16 protein-coding genes are annotated in these 18,760 nt (G+C 58.6%); 8 read left to right on the forward strand and 8 right to left on the reverse strand.

The window, feature by feature from the left end:
* Positions 1-141 precede the first annotated feature (141 nt).
* From NA78x_RS04620 to NA78x_RS04640, 5 genes are all read left to right on the forward strand, one after another.
* Positions 142-2,313, forward strand: coding sequence for an alpha-amylase/4-alpha-glucanotransferase domain-containing protein (locus NA78x_RS04620; RefSeq protein WP_425617252.1), 2,172 nt, complete (start codon positions 142-144; stop codon positions 2,311-2,313).
* 138 nt (positions 2,314-2,451) lie between these two features.
* The gene (locus NA78x_RS04625) at positions 2,452-4,206 is read left to right on the forward strand and encodes a hypothetical protein (RefSeq protein ID WP_425617253.1); all 1,755 of its coding nucleotides are present in this window, start codon (positions 2,452-2,454) and stop codon (positions 4,204-4,206) included.
* A gap of 22 nt (positions 4,207-4,228) precedes the next feature.
* A complete protein-coding gene (locus tag NA78x_RS04630; protein ID WP_425617254.1) occupies positions 4,229-5,593 on the forward strand; it encodes a DUF1800 domain-containing protein in 1,365 nt (454 codons plus the stop codon).
* A gap of 19 nt (positions 5,594-5,612) precedes the next feature.
* The gene (locus NA78x_RS04635; protein WP_425617255.1) at positions 5,613-6,857 is read left to right on the forward strand and encodes a DUF1501 domain-containing protein; all 1,245 of its coding nucleotides are present in this window, start codon (positions 5,613-5,615) and stop codon (positions 6,855-6,857) included.
* Positions 6,858-6,979: 122 nt separating this feature from the next.
* Complete coding sequence (locus tag NA78x_RS04640; protein ID WP_425617256.1) at positions 6,980-8,098, forward strand: mechanosensitive ion channel family protein; 1,119 nt, start codon at positions 6,980-6,982, stop codon at positions 8,096-8,098.
* Between the two features lie 37 nt (positions 8,099-8,135).
* Here the strand turns inward: NA78x_RS04640 and NA78x_RS04645 are convergent, their stop codons facing one another.
* From NA78x_RS04645 to NA78x_RS04670, 6 genes are all read right to left on the reverse strand, one after another.
* Complete coding sequence (locus tag NA78x_RS04645) at positions 8,136-8,678, reverse strand: peroxiredoxin (RefSeq protein WP_425617257.1); 543 nt, start codon at positions 8,676-8,678, stop codon at positions 8,136-8,138.
* Positions 8,679-8,744: 66 nt separating this feature from the next.
* Entirely contained in the window at positions 8,745-9,248 is a 504-nt protein-coding gene (locus NA78x_RS04650) for a GNAT family N-acetyltransferase (protein WP_425617258.1), read from the reverse strand.
* 82 nt (positions 9,249-9,330) lie between these two features.
* Complete coding sequence (locus tag NA78x_RS04655; protein ID WP_425617259.1) at positions 9,331-9,864, reverse strand: hypothetical protein; 534 nt, start codon at positions 9,862-9,864, stop codon at positions 9,331-9,333.
* A 307-nt stretch (positions 9,865-10,171) separates the two neighbouring features.
* Positions 10,172-11,707, reverse strand: a complete 1,536-nt coding sequence (locus tag NA78x_RS04660; RefSeq protein ID WP_425617260.1) for a glycine betaine ABC transporter substrate-binding protein — start codon at positions 11,705-11,707, stop codon at positions 10,172-10,174.
* Entirely contained in the window at positions 11,704-12,444 is a 741-nt protein-coding gene (locus NA78x_RS04665) for an ATP-binding cassette domain-containing protein (RefSeq protein ID WP_425617261.1), read from the reverse strand. The genes NA78x_RS04660 and NA78x_RS04665 overlap by 4 nt, the downstream gene beginning before the upstream one ends.
* Before the next feature lie 62 nt (positions 12,445-12,506).
* Positions 12,507-13,715 (reverse strand): 1-acyl-sn-glycerol-3-phosphate acyltransferase, encoded by a 1,209-nt coding sequence (locus NA78x_RS04670; RefSeq protein ID WP_425617262.1) that lies wholly within the window; start codon positions 13,713-13,715, stop codon positions 12,507-12,509.
* Positions 13,716-13,944: 229 nt separating this feature from the next.
* Here NA78x_RS04670 and NA78x_RS04675 point away from each other — a divergent pair, with 229 nt between their 5' ends.
* Entirely contained in the window at positions 13,945-14,931 is a 987-nt protein-coding gene (locus NA78x_RS04675; RefSeq protein WP_425617263.1) for an LLM class flavin-dependent oxidoreductase, read from the forward strand.
* 23 nt (positions 14,932-14,954) lie between these two features.
* Here the strand turns inward: NA78x_RS04675 and NA78x_RS04680 are convergent, their stop codons facing one another.
* On the reverse strand, positions 14,955-15,287 hold the full coding sequence (locus tag NA78x_RS04680; protein ID WP_425617264.1) for a hypothetical protein: 333 nt from the start codon (positions 15,285-15,287) through the stop codon (positions 14,955-14,957).
* A 264-nt stretch (positions 15,288-15,551) separates the two neighbouring features.
* Complete coding sequence (locus tag NA78x_RS04685; protein WP_425617265.1) at positions 15,552-16,610, reverse strand: Gfo/Idh/MocA family protein; 1,059 nt, start codon at positions 16,608-16,610, stop codon at positions 15,552-15,554.
* 252 nt (positions 16,611-16,862) lie between these two features.
* On the opposite strand from NA78x_RS04685, the gene NA78x_RS04690 reads away from it, so the two are divergent.
* Positions 16,863-17,822: a fumarylacetoacetate hydrolase family protein gene (locus NA78x_RS04690; RefSeq protein ID WP_425617266.1), complete on the forward strand. Its 960-nt coding sequence runs from the start codon at positions 16,863-16,865 to the stop codon at positions 17,820-17,822.
* Between the two features lie 19 nt (positions 17,823-17,841).
* Complete coding sequence (locus NA78x_RS04695) at positions 17,842-18,258, forward strand: hypothetical protein (protein ID WP_425617267.1); 417 nt, start codon at positions 17,842-17,844, stop codon at positions 18,256-18,258.
* Positions 18,259-18,760 lie beyond the last annotated feature (502 nt).

The raw sequence follows: 18,760 nt of genomic DNA on the forward strand, positions 1-18,760 counted from the left end.
AGTTCCGGTTGAAATAACTAGCTAATTGGTATCAAGCTTGCCGATGTTGAGGGACGACTGCCGCTCGTCGCGCTTGGGCGCGGCCAGCAACATCAGCTAGCTGCCTGGTTCTGCTCTCTCGTCACGATGGTGATTTGGGCTATGAATTCGATTCGCCTTTGCCTGGTTCTGCACAATCATCAACCCGTCGGTAACTTCGACGGCGTGTTTGAGCAGGCCTATCAGGACAGCTACCTGCCATTTCTCGATGTCTTCGAAAGCTACAGCGATCTGAAGATCTCGCTGCACACCAGCGGTCCGCTGATGGAATGGCTCGACGAGCGCCACGGCGAATACATCGATCGCGTCGCGCGGCTGGTCGCTGCCGGCCGCATCGAAATCGTCGGCGGGCCGTTCTACGAACCCATCATGACGATGATCCCCCCGCGCGATCGCGTCGGGCAGATCACCACGTACACGCGCTGGCTGGAGAACCGCCTCGGCGCCCATGTGCAAGGCATGTGGATGCCCGAGCGCGTGTGGGAACAGTCGCTCACCGGCGATCTCGTTAACGCGGGCATGAAGTACACCGTTCTGGACGACTTCCACTTCCGCAACGCGGGCCTGACGGAAGATCAGCTGCAAGGTTACTACCTGACCGAAGACGACGGCAAAGTGCTGTGCGTCTTCCCCGGCAGCGAACCACTTCGTTACACCATTCCGTTTCAATCGCCGCAGTCAAGCATCGACTATCTGCGCGGCATCTGCGACAAGCATCCTGGCGCGGTCGTGGTGTTCGGCGATGACGGCGAAAAGTTCGGCACCTGGCCTGATACTAAAAAGCACGTCTACGACAACGGCTGGCTGCGGCAGTTCTTTGACGCCCTGTTGCACAATCGCGACTGGCTGAAAATGAGCACACTGGCCGAGGCGTATGAAAACTCGCCACCGGTCGGCAAGGTTTACCTGCCCGATGGCAGCTATCGCGAAATGACCGAGTGGGCACTGCCGGTTAACCAACAACTGGAATACGACAGCATCACGCACGACCTGGAGCACGATCCTCGTTGGCCCCGCGTGAAGCGATTTGTGCGTGGCGGTTTCTGGCGGAACTTCAAAGTGAAGTACCCCGAAACCAACGAGATGTACGCGCGGATGATGATGACCAGCCGGCGCTTCTCTCAGGCCGAACGCGAGGGGATCTCGGGGACCGCTTTCGATAACGCGCGGCAGGCTCTCTATCGTGGTCAATGCAATTGCCCTTACTGGCACGGCGCGTTTGGCGGCATCTATCTGCCTCACTTGCGCAATGCGATCTTCACGCAATTGATCGCCAGCGACAACTTGCTCGATCAGGCTACCGGCAAGACCGGCCCGTATGTCGAAGCAACCGTCGACGATTACAACTTCGACCTGAAGCAGGAAGTGCGGCTGGCCAGCGATAAGCTGATCGCCCTGATCGCGCCCGCTCAAGGTGGCATGTTGTACGAACTGGATGTGCGCACCATTTGCCACAACCTGGGTGCCACGCTCACTCGCCGCCCCGAGTCGTATCACCGCAAGGTGCTTGCCGGAGCATCGGGCGCGAATGGCAACGTCGCCAGCATTCACGATCGTATCGTGTTCAAGCAACCAGGGCTCGATCAGCGGCTGCAATACGATGCCACGCAGCGGAAGAGCCTGCTCGACCACTTCTATGATCTCGGTGCCACGCTTCAAGGTGTGAGCCGCGGCGAAGCTCGCGAACTGGGCGACTTCGTCAGCGGAGTTTACGAAGCAAAGATTCGCCGCTCCAGCGACCGGATGCAGGCGCAACTGACTCGCACTGGCTGGGTGAATGGTCGCGAAGTGCGAATCACCAAGGCCGTGACTATTGCCGCCGGCAGCCCGACGCTCGAGATTGCCTATCAGCTTGAGAATCTGCCGCCGCACGAACTGCTGCACTTTGGCGTGGAACTGAACTTTGCCGGTTTGCCTTCGGGTGCCGACGATCGCTACTTCCACGACCTGAACGGCAATCGCTTCGGCCAACTCGGCACGCAACTCGATTTGAACGAAGTAAACCAGCTTGGCCTGACCGACGAATGGCTGGGAATCGACGTGCAGCTCGTCTCGAACCGCCCGACGAACTTCTGGACCTTCCCGGTCGAGACCGTCAGCCAATCGGAAGGTGGCTTCGAACTGGTTCACCAGTCCGTGGCCGTACTCCCTCACTGGCACGTCCGTGGCGACGCCAGCGGCAAGTGGACCGCCACGATTCAACTCACCGCCAGCACGGCTCTTGCCGAACGCCGGATGAGCATGCCGCGAGCGGCGGAAGAAGTTTTGAGTTGAGTTCGAAGTTTGAAGTTCATAGTTGATGCAAGCAGGTATTTAACTACGAACTTCGAACTACAAACTTGAAACTCGCGGCCCGCCGCGCTGGTACAATCGGCGACTCGATCTTCTCCTGCTGCAGAAGTGAGTGCCGCCATGTCATTTGCTTTCCGGTGTCGCGTTGTCGTTTGTTTCTTGCTCAGCGGGTTTTCGCTGGCTGCGGTCGCTGGAGCGGAAAAAACCGCTCAGGATCTGCTCCCCGCTACGGTCATTGCCTATGCGGAGATTTCGCAGCCCGGCAGACTGGCCGACGTGCTGCTCGACCATCCCCTCTCTCTGCAGTTGCAAGCCTTGCCCGAGTATCAGCAGGCTTTGCAGCGGCCCGAGGCCAAAAAAGGTCTCGCGGCGATTGCCGAGCTCGAAACGAAGCTGGGCGAGAAGCTTCGTCCCGCCTTCAGCAAATTGACCAGCGACGGCGTGTACATCGGTTTTGATCTCGCCACCCAAGGTGTGATTGTGATCTCGCGGGCCAGCGAGCAGGCTCTCGCTGAAAGAACCCGCGATAGCCTGTTGGAACTCGCGCGAGCTGCCACTGCGGAGCAAGGAAAAACAGACGCCATCAAAGACATTGAGCATCGGGGTCTCAAGGGGCATCAAGTTGGCGAAGTGCAGGTGACCGTTCACGATCGCTGGATCATCGCCAGCAACAAGCCTCTCGCGCAATCGTTCGTGCTGAATAACCTGCTCGACAAAGAGCCTGAATCACTCTCGGGCGAATCGCAGTTTGCCGCCGCCTATGCGAAGCGACCGAAGACAAGTGCTTGGGCTTATCTCGACCTGCGACTGCTCCGCACCCTGGGCAACTTCAAGGCGCTGGCGGCAAAAAAGAGCGACAATCCGCTGGGCGAGTTGCTGGCGGGAGGCATCGTCAGTGCGTTGCCGTCGGCCACACAGGTAACGGCGGCAATCGACCTGCAACCTCAACGACTAGCAGTGAGCGTGGCGATGCCCTGCGATCTATCCAGGGCTGCTCAGCAAAAGGAGTTCTTCTTTGGCACTGAAGGGAAAGGGCAAGCACCGGAGCTGCTTACGCCCAAGAACACCATTCTCTCGCTGAGCACCTATCGCGATTTTGCCTCTCTGTGGAATCGTGCCCCGGACCTGTTCGATGAAGCAGTGAACGCCAAATTCGTCGAAGCCGAAGCAGGGTTGAAAACGCTCTTTGCCGGCCGCGATTTCGCCGACGATATCCTCGGCAATCTTCAGCCTGGCATGCAGGTGGTGGTGGCTCGCCAGCAGTACCAAGAGGGTGACATCGTGCCCGCAATCAAGTTGCCCGCCGCAGCGTTGATCTTCCGTATGAAAAATCCCGCTGAGACCTCACGCATCTTCAAGGTGACGTTTCAAAGCATCGTGGGCTTCATCAACATTGCCGGTGGCCAGAACGGCATCGATCCGCTCGATGTAAACAGCGAGAAGATGGGCGACACGCTGGTCGTCTCGGGCGAGTACCTGCCCCCCGATGACGAGGCCACTCGTAAGGCCGCGCCGCCGCAATTCAATGCTTCGCCCACAGCGGTCTTTGCGGGAGATAAGTTTATCCTCTCAAGTACCAAGCGATTGGCTCTCGAAGTGGCCGAGTTGCTCAAGTCGGCACCAGATGCGGCCGCTGGCACCAACACCAACCTGAAGGTTGATGCTCAAGTGCTGGAATCGATTCTCGCCGACAACCAGGCCCAACTGGTTGCCCAGAACATGCTGGAGCAAGGTCACGATAAGGAAGCCGCCGAGAAGCAAGTGAATGGCTTGCTCGCGATCATCAAGCACTTGAGCGAGACCACACTCAAGCTGCAGCAATCGGCCGAGGGGCTGCAACTGCGGTGGGAAATTGGTTTGTCGAGCGCGAAGTAGCCACACGCTGTCGAGGTGCCCCATGATACGACTCGCTGATCTCTCGCCCCGCGAAGGCTGGCTTTGTTACGAACCCACCGCGGAGCAGCCTTTCGATCGCCGGGCGGCTGGTCACCTGTTTCGCCGTGCGGGCTTCGCCGCCACGTTCAGCGAACTCGACCAAGCCACGGCACGTAGTCCCGAAGTGACGATTCAAAAGTTGCTCGCCGGAGAAGCCGAGCATGCCGCCTTTGCCGAAGGGATGCAGCAATTCGCCACCAGCGTCTTAGGGCGTAACGAATCCACGGCTGTTGCCTCGTGGTGGCTCTACCGCATGCGTCACACGCCGGCACCATTGCTGGAAAAGACGACGCTCTTCTGGCATGGCCATTTCGCCACTAGCGCGGCCAAGGTGAACGACGCCAAGCTGATGCTGCAGCAAAACAACTCGCTGCGGCAACAGGCTCTCGGTGACTTTCCGACCATGGTGAAAAGCATCGGTCGCGATCCCGCGATGCTGCTGTATCTCGATTCAGCGACCAATCGCAAGACACGTCCCAACGAAAACTTTGCCCGCGAAGTGCTCGAACTTTTTTGCCTCGGTCCGGGCAATTACACCGAGCACGACATTCAGCAACTGGCTCGCTGCTACACGGGCTGGGAGATCCAGAACAACACGTTCAAGTTCAACTCGTATCAGCACGATACCGGCAGCAAGAGCATCTTCGGTCGCAGCGGCAACTTCGATGGCGACACAGCCTTGCCCATTATTCTGGCCCAGCCTGCAGCAGCCAGGTTCCTCTGCACGAAGCTCGTGCGGTTCTTTGTCGCCGATGAACAGTTCGTGGCGCCGGAGTGGATCGAACCGCTGGCGGTACAGCTGCAAGAGAGTCAGTTCAAAATCCAGCCTGTACTGGCCACGATTCTCTCCAGTCGAGTTTTCTTCTCACCTGCTGCACGTGGAGCAAAAGTGCGCTCGCCGGTCGAGATGACCATCGGCTTCTTGCGCGCCTTTGACGCCGGCGCGAATTTGCAAACCCTGGTCGAAAGCCTGCGCGGTCTTGGGCAACTCCCGCTGTTTCCACCGAACGTCAAAGGCTGGAACGGTGGCCGCGAGTGGATCAATGCGGCGACGATCGTAGCCCGCGCGAATGTGATGCGACAGCTGATCGAAGGAGCTTCGGGGCGGTTCGGCGGGACTTCGCTCGTCGATTGGCTTGAGCATCATGACTTGAAGAGCGGTAAAGAAATCGTCGCTGGGCTGTGCGACTTACTATTGCCCATCGCTCCACCAGCAGCCGTGCGCGAACAACTGGTCGCTCAGTTCGACAGTACGAAAGATCGTGCCGCGGCAACTCAGCGAGCTTTACATCAACTGTGCACATTACCCGAATATCAACTGGCGTGAACCATCAGGAACTCGTTCGATGAACCGTCGCACTCGCCGTCAATTTCTCGCCGATGCTGCTGCAACCACGGCTACCGCGGGCCTCGTCTCGCTCGCCAGCAGCACGCCGCTGTTCCTGCTGCAATCGGCAGCATCCGGAGCCGAACAAAAGGGCGAGAACATCCTCGTCGTGGTGCAACTCACCGGGGGTAACGATGGCCTCAACACGGTCATTCCGTACAAAGACGAACGGTATCGTCGCAGCCGCCCAAGTCTAGCGCAAGATGCTTCTTCACTCATCAAGCTCAAAGACGATCTCGCCCTGCATGCTTCACTGCGAGGCTTCGGCAAGATCTGGGAAGCGGGACAACTAGCCATCGTGCAAGGAGTCGGCTATCCCAATCCGAATCGTTCGCACTTCGAATCGATGGATATCTGGCATACGGCCACGCTGAAGCAGACCGACCGCACCAGCGGTTGGCTGGGCAGGACCTTCGATCAATTGCGAGTCGCGGGAACGACAGAGCTATCTTCGCCGGCCATGCACTTGGGTGGTGATGTTCAACCATTGGCACTTGCCAGCCGCGATGTGCCGACTCCGTCGATTTCGTCACTAGCTCAGTTCAAACTGCAAACTGGCAAGAGCGAAACCGAACGCCAAGCAGTCGAAGCCGCGATGACGACAGCCCGCAGTAGCGGAAATGACCTGCTCAACTTCGTCACGACCCGCTCGACCGCAGCGGTGAAACTCTCGAACCGCCTGCAAGAGGCCACAAAAGAGTACTCCACCAGCGTGCAGTATCCCGCTTCATCGCTCGCCGAGAAACTAAAGCAAGTGGCTCAACTCATTGATGCTGGTCTCGGCACACGAGTCTATTACGTCACGCTCGATGGCTTCGATACCCATTCCGACCAGGCCGTTGCACATGCGAACCTGCTGCAGCAATTGGGCGATGCACTGGCGGCCTTCCAGGAAGATCTGAAACTGCACGGGCACGATGGCCGCGTAGCCTCGCTCGTGTTCAGCGAGTTTGGTCGCCGCGTGCAAGAGAACAGTAGCCGCGGCACCGATCACGGCGCAGCAGCGCCGGTTTTTCTGCTCGGCACCAAGATCAAACCTGGCCTGATCGGCAAGCATCCGGACCTGGGTGATCTCGACGACGGCGATTTGAAGTATCACACCGACTTCCGTTCGGTCTACGCGTCGCTCCTGACCAACTGGCTCCATTGGCCCGTGAAGGCAGCCTTCAGCGACAAAGTGCCCAGCATTCAACTGTTTGCCTAGAGCATTACCCCGCTTGTCCCTTATTCTCCTTCCCGGCTCTCGTGGCGCAGATTGCGATTCGGTTGCTAAACTAGATTTGCACCTGCGCTAAGCCCGCCGAAAATGAGACGAGGAAGACCAAGATGATGACCTGGGAAGAACTGCTCGCGCGGTTTGAGCAGCCCTTTTATGGCAACACCGTGCGCCAGTGGGCCATCGCCGTTATCGCGGCCATCGGCCTGTTTCTCCTGCTCAAGTTGATCCAGGCGATTCTCGTTTCGCGGCTGACCAAACTGAACGAGCGTGTGCCCACCGACGCCGGCGATCTGTTCGTCGTAGCGACGGCCAGCATCAGGCTGTGGTTCCTACTTCTCGTCTCGCTCTTCGCGGGCTCCCTCCTGCTCGCATTGCCTCCCAAGACCACGGCGATCCTTAACACGCTGGCCATACTCACCGTGCTGTTCCAGGCGGCGCTCACCGGCAATGCACTCCTCACGCGGCTGATTCACATCTATTCGCAGCGCAAGCTGGCAACCGACGCCGGCAGTGTGACAACCGTCACGTCGCTGGGAGTTCTCGCGCGAATCGCTTTGTGGCTGGTGGTGGGCTTGCTCGTTCTGCAGAATCTCGGCATCAATGTCACGGCGCTAGTCGCCGGGCTGGGCATCGGCGGCATCGCGGTGGCTCTCGCCGCGCAAAATGTCTTAGGCGATCTGTTCGCCTCGCTGTCCATTGTTCTCGATAAGCCGTTCGTCCTCGGCGACTTTATCATCGTCGGCGACCAGATGGGCACCGTCGAAAAGATCGGGATCAAAACGACTCACCTCCGCAGTCTCTCGGGCGAGCAACTGATCATTTCAAATGCCGATTTGCTCAAGAGCCGCATTCGCAATTGCCGGCGCATGCACGAGCGACGAATCGTGTTTGGAATCGGCGTCGCTTACAAAACGCCGGCCCACAAGCTGGCCAATATTCCGGGCATGCTGCGCGAAGCAGTTGAGAAGCAAGAGGTGATCCGCTTCGACCGCGCCCATTTCAAAGGCTTTGGCGCATCGTCGCTCGATTTCGAAGTAGTCTACTTCGTCCTTTCGGCCGACTTCAATCTGTACATGGACATTCAGCAGCGCATCAATCTGCTGGTGTACGAACGGCTGGGGGCGGAAGGTATTGAGTTCGCCTTTCCGAAGCCAACCGTGCTGCTGGAGAGACCGCAGCCTGAGCCAGAAACGGCCAAAGATGCGGCGCCCGCTCGCGAAGCGTAACGAGCGCCGACTTGATTGCAATGAACGCGCGTTTGCCTTACGACTTCTTCGCGCCTACGCCCAGTTCCTTGAGCTTGGCGGCGATGTCGGCGCCGTGCGAATCGGTCTTCACGGCGCGATCGACGTGCAGCAACTTGCCGTCTGCGCCAATGTAAAACGTCACGCGGCCCGCGGCGGTACCGGCGGCATTCAGAATGCCGTAGGCCTTGGCGACCTTGCCATCGGGGTCGCTAAGAATCGGATAGTCCAGGTCGAGCGACTTGGCGAAGTCAGCATTCTTCTGCACCGGGTCGGTGCTGGCGGTGAAGTAGGCGACGTCGAGTCCCTTCAGCGAGGCGCTGTTTTCATTCATCGACTTGCACTCCTTGGTGCAGCCGCCGGTGAAGGCTCGTGGGAACCAAGCGACCACAATCGCCTTGTTCGCCTTTTGCAGTTCCGACAGCTTGTAGGTCTTGCCGTCGCTAGCGGTTAGTTCAAAATCAGGAGCGGCGTCGCCAGCCTTCAGTGGTTCGGCGGCATTCAGCAGACCAGCCGACAGTGCGAGGACCAAACCCAATCCCAGGCTTAAGAGCGATTTCATCGTATTCGTCTCCAGAAAAATGTCTTTCAGAACCGCTCGTCAGGCTACCGCTTCCGCTGGCAACATTCAACCAGCGGAAAGAATGCCCGGCTCGTCCAGGGGCAGTTCCATACGATAGTTGAGGAACGCCGCACCACGATAGAACACTAACTGGTTCGTCACTTCGCGAAAGCCACAGCGGGCAAAGAAGGGCCTCGCAGTGATGCTGGCCTCGGTGCGTATCCGCGGCACCTTCAACGCGCGTGCGTGGGCAATGATCGCGGCGAGCAACATTCGTCCGACACCTTGCCCCTGATGATCGGCCGCAACGAAGAACCGGTCGAGATGGCCATCGGGTTCCAAGTCGCCAAAGCCGGCAATGCGCGGCGTGTTACTGCTGGCCGTCTCCGCGATGAATGTTCGCCTGCCGGGAAATTTTGACGACCAGGCTTCCAGCGTCAATTCATCCGTCGCCCACGCGGCAATCTGTGCCGGGCAATAGTCGCGGCAATTCACACGGCGAATCGTATCTTTGAAGAGGGCCAGCAGCTTCGGAGCGTCGTCAGGTTGAAAGTCACGTAAGCGGAACAAGATTACTCTCTCCTAAGTAGCCCAACGCGTCAGCGAGGGTGAATCGCCCATCAGCCTTCAATTGGAATTCTCCAACTTGAATCTAGCGGTCCAATTTCGCTAAGGCGCTACGAAGGAGCATCGCCAATGCCCGGTCTCGAGCAACCATTTCCAGCGGCGAACGATAGGGGACAAGATTCTGGCGATTCGCTTCCGAGTGCCGATACTTCTGTTCCAACTGTTGCCAGCCACTTTCATCGGCGGGATAACATTCGACGTTTGCTCTCACGAACTCGAGGCACCGACCATCGAGTAAACTGAGCATGTGGTCAACATTGCTCGGCACGGCATAGTTGGCAATTAGTGCCCAGGCAGTGACGGGTGGAAGCCCACCCACTCGAATGTAGGTAAGCAGAATAGGAATTCCGGGATTCTCGGCGACTTCTGTGTTGCCTGCATGAGCGGCTCGCTCGCACTCGATGATCAGGCTCTTGAAATTGTCGTACTCCGCGCGGATCATCGAACGCGATACGCGCAGTTCATCGAGTGCAGCCAATCGATCCTCAAGCATGGTGTACTGTGTGATCTCTGCGGGCAGGCGACCATCACCACTGAACTCGTACCAAACTCGGTGCACCAACTCACCGCCACATGGGCAAATCCCATCTAGCTCCGAGGCACACACGGCGCAGCAATTCGTGGCACACTGCGGACAGCCGAACGATCCATCTTCGTTTGTCGGAATGTCGCAGTCGAGGTAAATGCAACCTGTTCTGCTTAGCAAGGTATTGCGACCGTGGCGTTCCTTGCAGTGTCTGCAGATTTGGGTTCGCATCGTTCACCTCTCAACCCTCAAGTGGCCCGACGTGTCAGCGAGTGTGAATCGCCTATCGGCCTCGAAATACAAATGTCCCTCGCTCACGCGTCTGGCTACGTAAAGGCGACTAATCGCCCTGCTTGATCTGTAGGCCGGCGGGAACAATGAAGCGTTCCGCAAGGCCGAAGAGCCAATCGACGACGAGCGCGAAGACCGCTGCCGGAATGGCACCTTGCAAGAGGAGCGAGGTATCGAGCAAGCGGAGACCGGTCATGATGGGCTGGCCATAGCCACCCGCTCCGATAAGTCCACCGATGGTCGCGGCCCCGACGTTGATGACCGCTGCGGTTTTGATGCCGGACAGGATCGAACGGGAGGCTAGCGGCAGTTCGACGAGCCGCAAGCGCGCGTAGTCATCGAGGCCCAGCACCGTCGCTGACTCGCGCAGGTTACCCGTGATATCGCGCAGGCCGGTATAGGTGTTGCGCACGATGGGCAGCAGGCTGTACAGGAACAGTGCGACGAGCGCCGGTAGTGGACCAATGCCGAGCAGCGGCACCAGCATCACGAGCACGGCCAGCGAAGGGAGCGTTTGAATGATGCCAACGACACTCAGGATCACGCTGCCGATTTTGGGTCGGCGAAAGGCAATGATGCCGAGTGGCACGGCAATTAGGATCGCGGCCGCGAGCGAAATCGAGACGAGTCGCAGATGCTGCAGCGTGGTGCGAATCAGGTTGCGAATGAGCCTTTCCCAGCGGTCGTCGGGCGGGGGCGGAATGTTGGTAGCGAGCTTCTCATTCAGAAAATCGGCAGCCACCTGCGATTCGCTCAGCCGATCGATCTGCACACGGGCATTCATGGCCGCCATCGCTTCGTCGTCGATTTTCCCTTCGAGCTTCTTCACGGCCTCGACAATTTGCGGTGCTCGCTCTTCCAAATCAGCCCGGTACAGGGCGACGCAGTAGTAACTGGAGAAGAAGCCCAGATCATCTTCGAGTACGCGCAGGCCGTACAGCTTTACCTGGGCATCGGTCGAATAGATATCGGTGACGTCGATCTTGCCGGTATCGAGCCCGCGATAGGCCAGATTGTGATCCATGCCGGTCACCTCGAACGGCAAGCGATACCGCCGCTTGAGACCCGGCCAGCCATCGTCGCGGTTAATGAACTCATCGCTGACGCCGAACTTCAGCTTGGCGACACGCGGGTCGGTCGCAGCCAGGCGGGTGAGGTCCGAAATCTTGGTAATGCCCAGTTCCGCAGCCCGCGACTCTTTCATGCCGAGGGCATAGGTATTGTTGAAGCCCAAGGGCTGGCTCATACGAATTCCCTGCTTCGCCAGTGCCGCCCGCAACTCATCGTCGGTGCGGTACTTCTCGGCGGCAAAGATCTCGCCGGATAGTGTGCCGGTGTATTCGAAGTAGAGATCGAGATCCCCCTTCAGCAGAGCCTGGTAACAAATCTGCGTGCCGCCGAGTTCCGCGCGATGGGTTGCTTGTGCTCCGGCTTGCCGCGCCAGGTGCGCAGCCATCTCGCCGAGGATGATCGGTTCGTTGTACGACTTGCTGCCGATGACGACTTTGTCGGCCGCAGTCAACGACGACAACAGAGTGAGCGAACAAGCAGTGGCGAGGAGTGCGGACACGATGCGGTTGATCACTTGGCTTCCAACTCCGGCAGGCGTTGCGAGCGGACAAACTTAGCCACAAACTCATCCGCCGGTTTGCGAATCAAATCGTCGAGCGTGCCTCGCTGGACGATGCGACCACTGCCGAGCAGTAGCACGTCGTCACCAAAGAAGCCAGCCTCGCCCATATCGTGCGTCACCAAAACCACCGTCTTCTTCAGCGAATGAAAGATGCCGCGCAGGTCTTCCTGCAAGTCGTAGCGCACGAGCGGATCGAGCGCGCCCATCGGCTCATCCAGCAGAATCACCGCCGGGTCGAGCATCAAGGCCCGCATGATGCCGACGCGTTGCCGCTGGCCGCCGGAGATCTGTGCCGGGTAACGATCGAGGGCCGTGCGCGGCAGCCTGGTTAGATCGGCCAGTTCATCGACTCGCTTGTTCGCCTTCGCACGATCCCAACCCAGATGCCGAGCGAGCAGGCTCGTATTGTCGCGGGCACTCAGGTGCGGGAAGAGCCCGCCATCTTGAATGACGTACCCCATCCGCCGCCGACATTCGAGCAGGTTCTCGCTGGTCAATTGCTGACCATCAAAAAGCACCTCTCCTGTATCGGGCTCAATCAGACCGATCATCAACCTCAGCAGTGTGCTCTTACCGCACCCGCTCGGGCCGATCAGCACCGTGCAACGCCCCGGAATCACATCCAGCGTCGTGGGCTGAAGGACTTGCAGGCTGCCGAAGGATTTAGAAACATTCTGGAGTTGAATCATAACGCAATAGGTAAACGAGTTCGTAGTTTGAAGTTCGCAGTTGAATGGGATAACTGCGAACTTCAAACTGCGAACTTCGAACTTCTCTGGGCGTTGATCTCATCGAGCAAGCCTTGCACGGCGTGTTCGAGTTGGTCGGTCATGCGGGCGACGGCGTCGCGCTGGTCGCGGGTCTTGGGTACTTCGATCGGCGGGCCGAAGCGGACGATGGCATGTCGCTCGCCGCGGATGCCGGGAAAAGGCTGTTCCAGGACGTCCTCTTCGAACTTGTCGAGCGTTTCGGCGGTGCGCTCGATCGTCACTTTCTCGGCCAGGTAGTTGCCCGGATAACTGAAGAGCTGCACGACAAAAAACAGGTCGTCCATCGCATCGACGAGCGGCTGGCGAGCGTCGTCTTTCGTCTCAGGGTTTTCGAGTTGCTTGATCACCGCGCGGCGAACTTCTTTCACACGTTCGGGAACGATGCCACCGGCATTTGCGACGCCATAGGCTTGTTCTAGTTTGGCCAGGACATGATTTGCGAGGCCCTGGATTCGCTCAGGGATGGTGCCGCTCTGTTGCCGGCCGATGTATTCGATTTCCTTGAGGCTCAGCAGGCCATCGGCATAGGCGAAGATTCGCTTATCGAGTGGCCATTCGGTTCGCGGCCGCCAGTTGAACCGCTGTTCCAGCCTCGTCATCACTTGTGCCAGTTCTTGCGCCGGATCAGTCACATAAAAGCACTTGAGCGCGCATGGTTGCACGACGATCTTCCGCTCGCTCTTCTTCGCGGCACTCATGGCAATCGCTGCCGCCCCATCGCGAAAGGGCGTTACTCGATCGTTGCTGTGATAGATGTCCCCTTCAGGAAACACCACCAGTGGTTGCTGCGAGGTCTGCAAGATATCGACCGCCTGCTTGAATGCCTTCAGGTCGGCCGCTTCGCGATTGATGCTGAAGCAGCCGTGCCATTGCAGAACGCGTTGTTCGAGCGGTTTGCTCATGGCGAAGACTTGCCAGGCACTGAGAAAGTGAAAGGGCTGGCCGACGCGATGGGCCGTCTCGATCATCACGTACGAGTCGTAATGAAACGAGTGATTGGGCGTCACCATCAGGCCGCAGTTCTCGCGCAGAGCTTGCTGCGGATGCTCGATCCCTTGCACTTCGATTTTTGTGATCTTCTGGCCACGACGCAGTTCTCGATTGATCAGCGGTCGCCAAAGTTTGACGATCCACGGCGTCATCAAGGGTGGCCAATGCTTGGGTGGAGTTTGATAAGGCTGGCGATTCATGGCAGGTGAAGCTCGGGACCTCAGCAAAGAAGTTGCTGAAGTCTATCGACTGCGCGGACGAGATGCGAGTGTTCTGCGGGGTGGTGAAAAGTGTCCAGGGAGTTTGGGCCGTGAAATCTCCGTCCCTTTCACAGTGGGCGTGTAAGGTCGGCACCATCGACCGGTAATAATAGTAGCGAAGACATCCCTATTTTCTGGAAAGCACTCTTTCAGGTCACACTGAATCGTTATGGTCAGACAATCGATCCTCGACCTCGCCTTCATTCCCGAAGGGGCGACTCCCCGCGATGCCTTGCGCAATACCCTGGACCTGGCGCAGCATGCGGAGCGTTGGGGCTATCATCGTTTTTGGTTGGCCGAACATCACAACATGGTGGGCATCGCGAGTGCTGCGACGGCGGTCGTGATTGGCTATGTCGCCGCGGGAACGAGCACCATTCGCGTTGGTTCCGGCGGAATCATGCTGCCCAATCACTCGCCGCTGGTGGTGGCTGAGCAGTTCGGCACGCTGGAATCGCTCTTTCCAGGACGCATCGATTTGGGGCTGGGCCGTGCTCCTGGAACCGATCAGCGGACCTTGCGAGCGCTCCGGCGTTCGCCGGAAACGGCCGATCGGTTTCCGCAGGATGTGGCCGAGTTGCAGGCGTTGTTAGGTCCCGCGTCTGCCGATCAGTCGATTCGCGCGGTGCCTGGCACCGGCTTGCAAGTTCCGCTTTGGATTCTGGGATCCAGTCTGTTTGGTGCCCGGCTGGCCGCGACGATGGGCCTGCCGTATGCGTTCGCATCTCACTTTGCTCCTGGAGATCTGTTGCCAGCTATCGAAATCTACCGGGAAGAGTTTCGGCCGTCGCAGCAGCTGAAGAGTCCCTACGTGGCTGCGGGCGTCAACGTCGTCGCGGCCGACAACGACGCTGAAGCCGCTCGGCTGTTCACCTCGCTGCAGCAACAGTTCGCGAAGCTCGTGCGCGGCAAGCCCGGGCAATTATCACCGCCGATCAACAACATCGACGAGTACTGGTCACCAATCGAAAAATCGCACGCCTCTTCCATGCTCGCTCGATCGTTCGTCGGCTCGCAGGCAACGGTTCAGCAGGGGCTGCGAGACTTTGTCGAGCAAACCGGCGTCGATGAGCTGATCGTGGCCTCGGCCATCTACGATCACGGTGCCCGGCTTCGCTCCTACGAATTGCTGGCTGAAGCGAGCGAAGTGAGATAGTTACCGATAGGCTTACCGAGACATCAATCCATGGTCGGCCAGTTCTCATACAAATCGACGATGAGTCGCCACAGGCCAATACTGACGGCCAAGGCAACACACTCCAGGAATACGACGGTGAGCAGAAATACCGGGCTGAATTGCCAAAATCTCTCGGCGGTAATCGCGTGATAGATCAGCATCGCGATAGGTAGCCAAACGGGCGCTGTCAGAATGGCGCACAGTGTGCCTGCGAACGCATTGGGAGCAAACTCGTTCGAAATATTGCCCCCGCTTAGCAAACTCACCGTGATCGCCGCACTGACGACGGCGCAGGCAAGAACGGCAGCGATGAAAGTGAATATCTTCTTCAACATGGAGAGGATTGTACCTGCGGCCGTAGTGATGAGTTGTTCCACTTACGGCGACCGAAATGTACGCAACGGCAAAAGGGGGGTGTTCAACAATCGGACCGATTATTGAACACGACCACGCGCAACTCTCGGGTTTGCGACGAATGTGTGTTCAACAACGGCCTTGAAGTTGAACAAGTTGGTTCAAAATGGACGTCGGTTTGGCGGTGAGTGATCGACGTAAGTTTGCGTTTGATACTCTGACCTCCGACTCCTGACTCCCTCTCCTCACGAGCCTATGTGGCACTCGATGCGGCGGCCTTCCCGGCTGGCCTGATAGATGGTGTCGATCAGCTGCAATGTCTGCAGGGTCGAAGTGCCTGTGTTGCGGCACTTGTGGCCGGGGTTCTGCATGGCCGCGAGCCAGTCCTGAATAAGGGACAGGCAGCGGCGACCGCCATAGCCGGGCGTGGTATCGACCGGCAAGGTGAAGGAGTCTTCCATGCCGTGCCACTGCGGCATGGGACCATGAATATCGAGCGCTCCGCCGGTGCCTGGCCGTACGGGATCCCACTCCACCCAGCGCTGGCTGCCACGAATTCGCCAGTGGCTCTCGCCGGCCCAACGCGGAATCCAATAGCCGCCGATGAACGTCGCCAAGCTGCCATCGGCCAGATCGAGAATGGCCACGCCCCCATCTTCGACGGCTGAGGGGTGCTCGCTGAAGACGCCCGTGCGAGCCGTCACGCCGACCACAGCCTGCCCGGTGACGTACAGGAGCAAGTCGAGTTGGTGACAGGCAAGCCAGCTGAAGAAGCCGCCGCCGCTGACGGCCGGATCGAACAAATAGTGCGCGGGGCCCCGGCGAGCGATGTCGCTGGTAGCAAAGGTCATCTCCATGCTGATGAGCTTGCCGAACCGGCGGTCGCGGATCATCGCGCGCAAGCGTTCGGCCGCTTCGTCGTAGCGCCACATGTAGCCATTTTGAAAAGCAACCTGCGGATGCTCTGCCAGGGCATCGACAATCTGCTGGCCGTCGGCTGCGTTGCTGCAGACGGGCTTTTCGGCCAGCACATGCTTGCCCGCGCGAATCAGCTGGGCGATCGCCTCGGGGCCTTCACGATTCGTCAGGCAGACGACGGCCGCATCGAACTCGTTCCAGCGCAACAGTTCGGCAACTGTGCCAAAGCGAGGCAGGCCCGCATAGCGTTCTTCGAGGCTGGTTGTCCCGCCGTCGAAGGCCGGCATCAGCGCCACAAGCGGCGCTTCGGCCGCGACGTTCTGCAGCATCTGCCGCCAATGAGCACCGTGCGGATGATCGATTCCCAGGAAGGCTAGACGAGGCATGTGGAAAGAGAACCAGCGGTCAAATGGATAAAAGAAGTGGGTACGCTTGATTGTAGTTCGGCCGCGGCCGCTGTGACGATAGCTCCGCGCAGTCATCTCGACGAAGCACGATGACTATGGCGGGTGGCCGGACACGCGACGCACCGGCTGCGGCAAAAAGACTTGCCAGCGGCGCGGTGGGCGTGATATCACAACGGACCTTACTGCTCTTCCCGACCATTCCCACCTTTCGTTTTCTCCGGAGCCAGGCTCATGCGTCTCTGCCGCTATCAACAGCGCGACTCGGTTCAAGTCGGCATTTACGACGAGAAGACCATCATCTCGCTGGCTGCGGCTGCCGCGGCGTATGCCCAGGGAACGCACGAACGCTTGCCCATTCCCGTCGGCGATTCACTGCTGGAGTTGCTGCCTTGCGGCAAGCAGGCCGAAGCTGCCAAGAAACTGGTCGATTGGGTCGCGCGGAATGCGGCTGCGATTCCGGATAATGCCAAGGTCGAAACCGACAAGGTGCAACTGCTGGTGCCGATCGCTCGGCCTAACAAGTTGCTGCTGCTGGCCGGCAACTACAACGCCCACATTCAAGAAGGGGGCGGCATCGCCACCGAGCGAGCCGAGACATTTCCTTACGTCTTTATGAAGCCGCCGAGCACCACGCTCACCGATCCCGGCAAGCCCGTGTTCGTGCCCAAGAGTTCGCCGAAGAACGTCGACTGGGAATGCGAACTGGCCGTCGTCATCGGCAAGGGGGGCAAGCACATCACCGAAGCGAACGCTTTGCAACATGTGGCTGGCTACACCGTGGTGAACGATATCTCCGACCGTAAGTTCAAGCCCAACCCCGAGCGGAAGGAACGCAAGAACGACAGCTTCTTCGATTGGCTGCACGGCAAGTGGCACGACAGCTTTTGCCCGTGCGGTCCGTGTGTCGTGTCGGCGGCCGACGTACCCGATCCTCAAAAACTGAAGATGAAACTGACCGTCAACGGCAAGGTCTGGCAGGATGCTTCGACCGCCCAGCAGATTTTTCCTGTGGCCGCGACCATTGCCTTCATCAGCAACATTGTCACGCTGGAACCGGGCGACATCATCGCCACCGGCACGCCGGCCGGCGTGGGCAATACGACGCAGACCTATCTGCATGCCGGCGACAAAGTCGAAGCCTGGATCGAAAACATCGGCACGCTGTTCTCGCCGATTAAGGATGAGGCGTAGAACTGTTGGAGTCGGCTCGATGGCAACCAATGATCGGGTACATGTTTTCTCCGGACAGTTTGGCGACCGGGAGGCCGCAACTCGCTACTCAGAAGCACAATGGGAACCGGAGCCCAGCGATGATGTGAGCGACGAAGAGTACTCAGCCTGGGAGGATCGCAATCCGCACTGGCAACTGCGTGATGACTTGGGGCGCTATCTGCAAAGCGATTTCATCGAGACGATTTTTGGCGACGATCGTCACCAGTACTTAGCGACCCTGCTCGTCAGGCCGACAGAAATCCACCAAATCTGCCGAACGGCAAACTCACCTTCAGACACGCTGGTCTTGGTATTCTCTGAGGCTCTTGGAGGATTTCCCGGCGAAATGCGTTCCACACAAGCATTGCAATACCTGGGTGAATTCGCCTGCGAACTCAAGTCTTGGGACGGCTGAGAGCATTCAGACAAATGCGCGCTGCCGATGGTTGTGTGCGAGAATGGCTTTGTGGCAATTCTCACGAGTCGCTTTGTTTCCACAATCTCAATGTTCGCTAGCGGCGGCCCAGGCGAATAATGAGATAAATCATGGGCGCACCCACTGCCAAGGCGGCGAGCGCTCCCCAAATCCAAGGCCAAATATCGAAATCTTGACCATCGTGAAAGCTCGAATTCGACGCGCATGTCACCAAGAATGCAATCCCTGCCGCCGGGACGGTAAGGATTCCCAAACCGATCGCCGAAGCGCTCCGAAGTGCGGAAGGCTTACCTGACGAGTTAGAGTTCGGCGGAGCTTTGTAGGGATTCTGTTTATTCTTAGACATTGCAGCACTTTCGTGGCCTCGATTGTACTCCCGACCTCGGAATTGGTGACCGGTGGGGCGGCACTGCAGGTTCATAATTGAAATGCCGACTCAGTTCCCGCGGCAGCAATATTTGGCGTTTTTTCGTTGGCGCGG

Origin of the sequence: Anatilimnocola aquadivae, assembly GCF_049819085.1 — a bacterium.
Classification (GTDB): Bacteria; Planctomycetota; Planctomycetia; order Pirellulales; family Pirellulaceae; genus Anatilimnocola.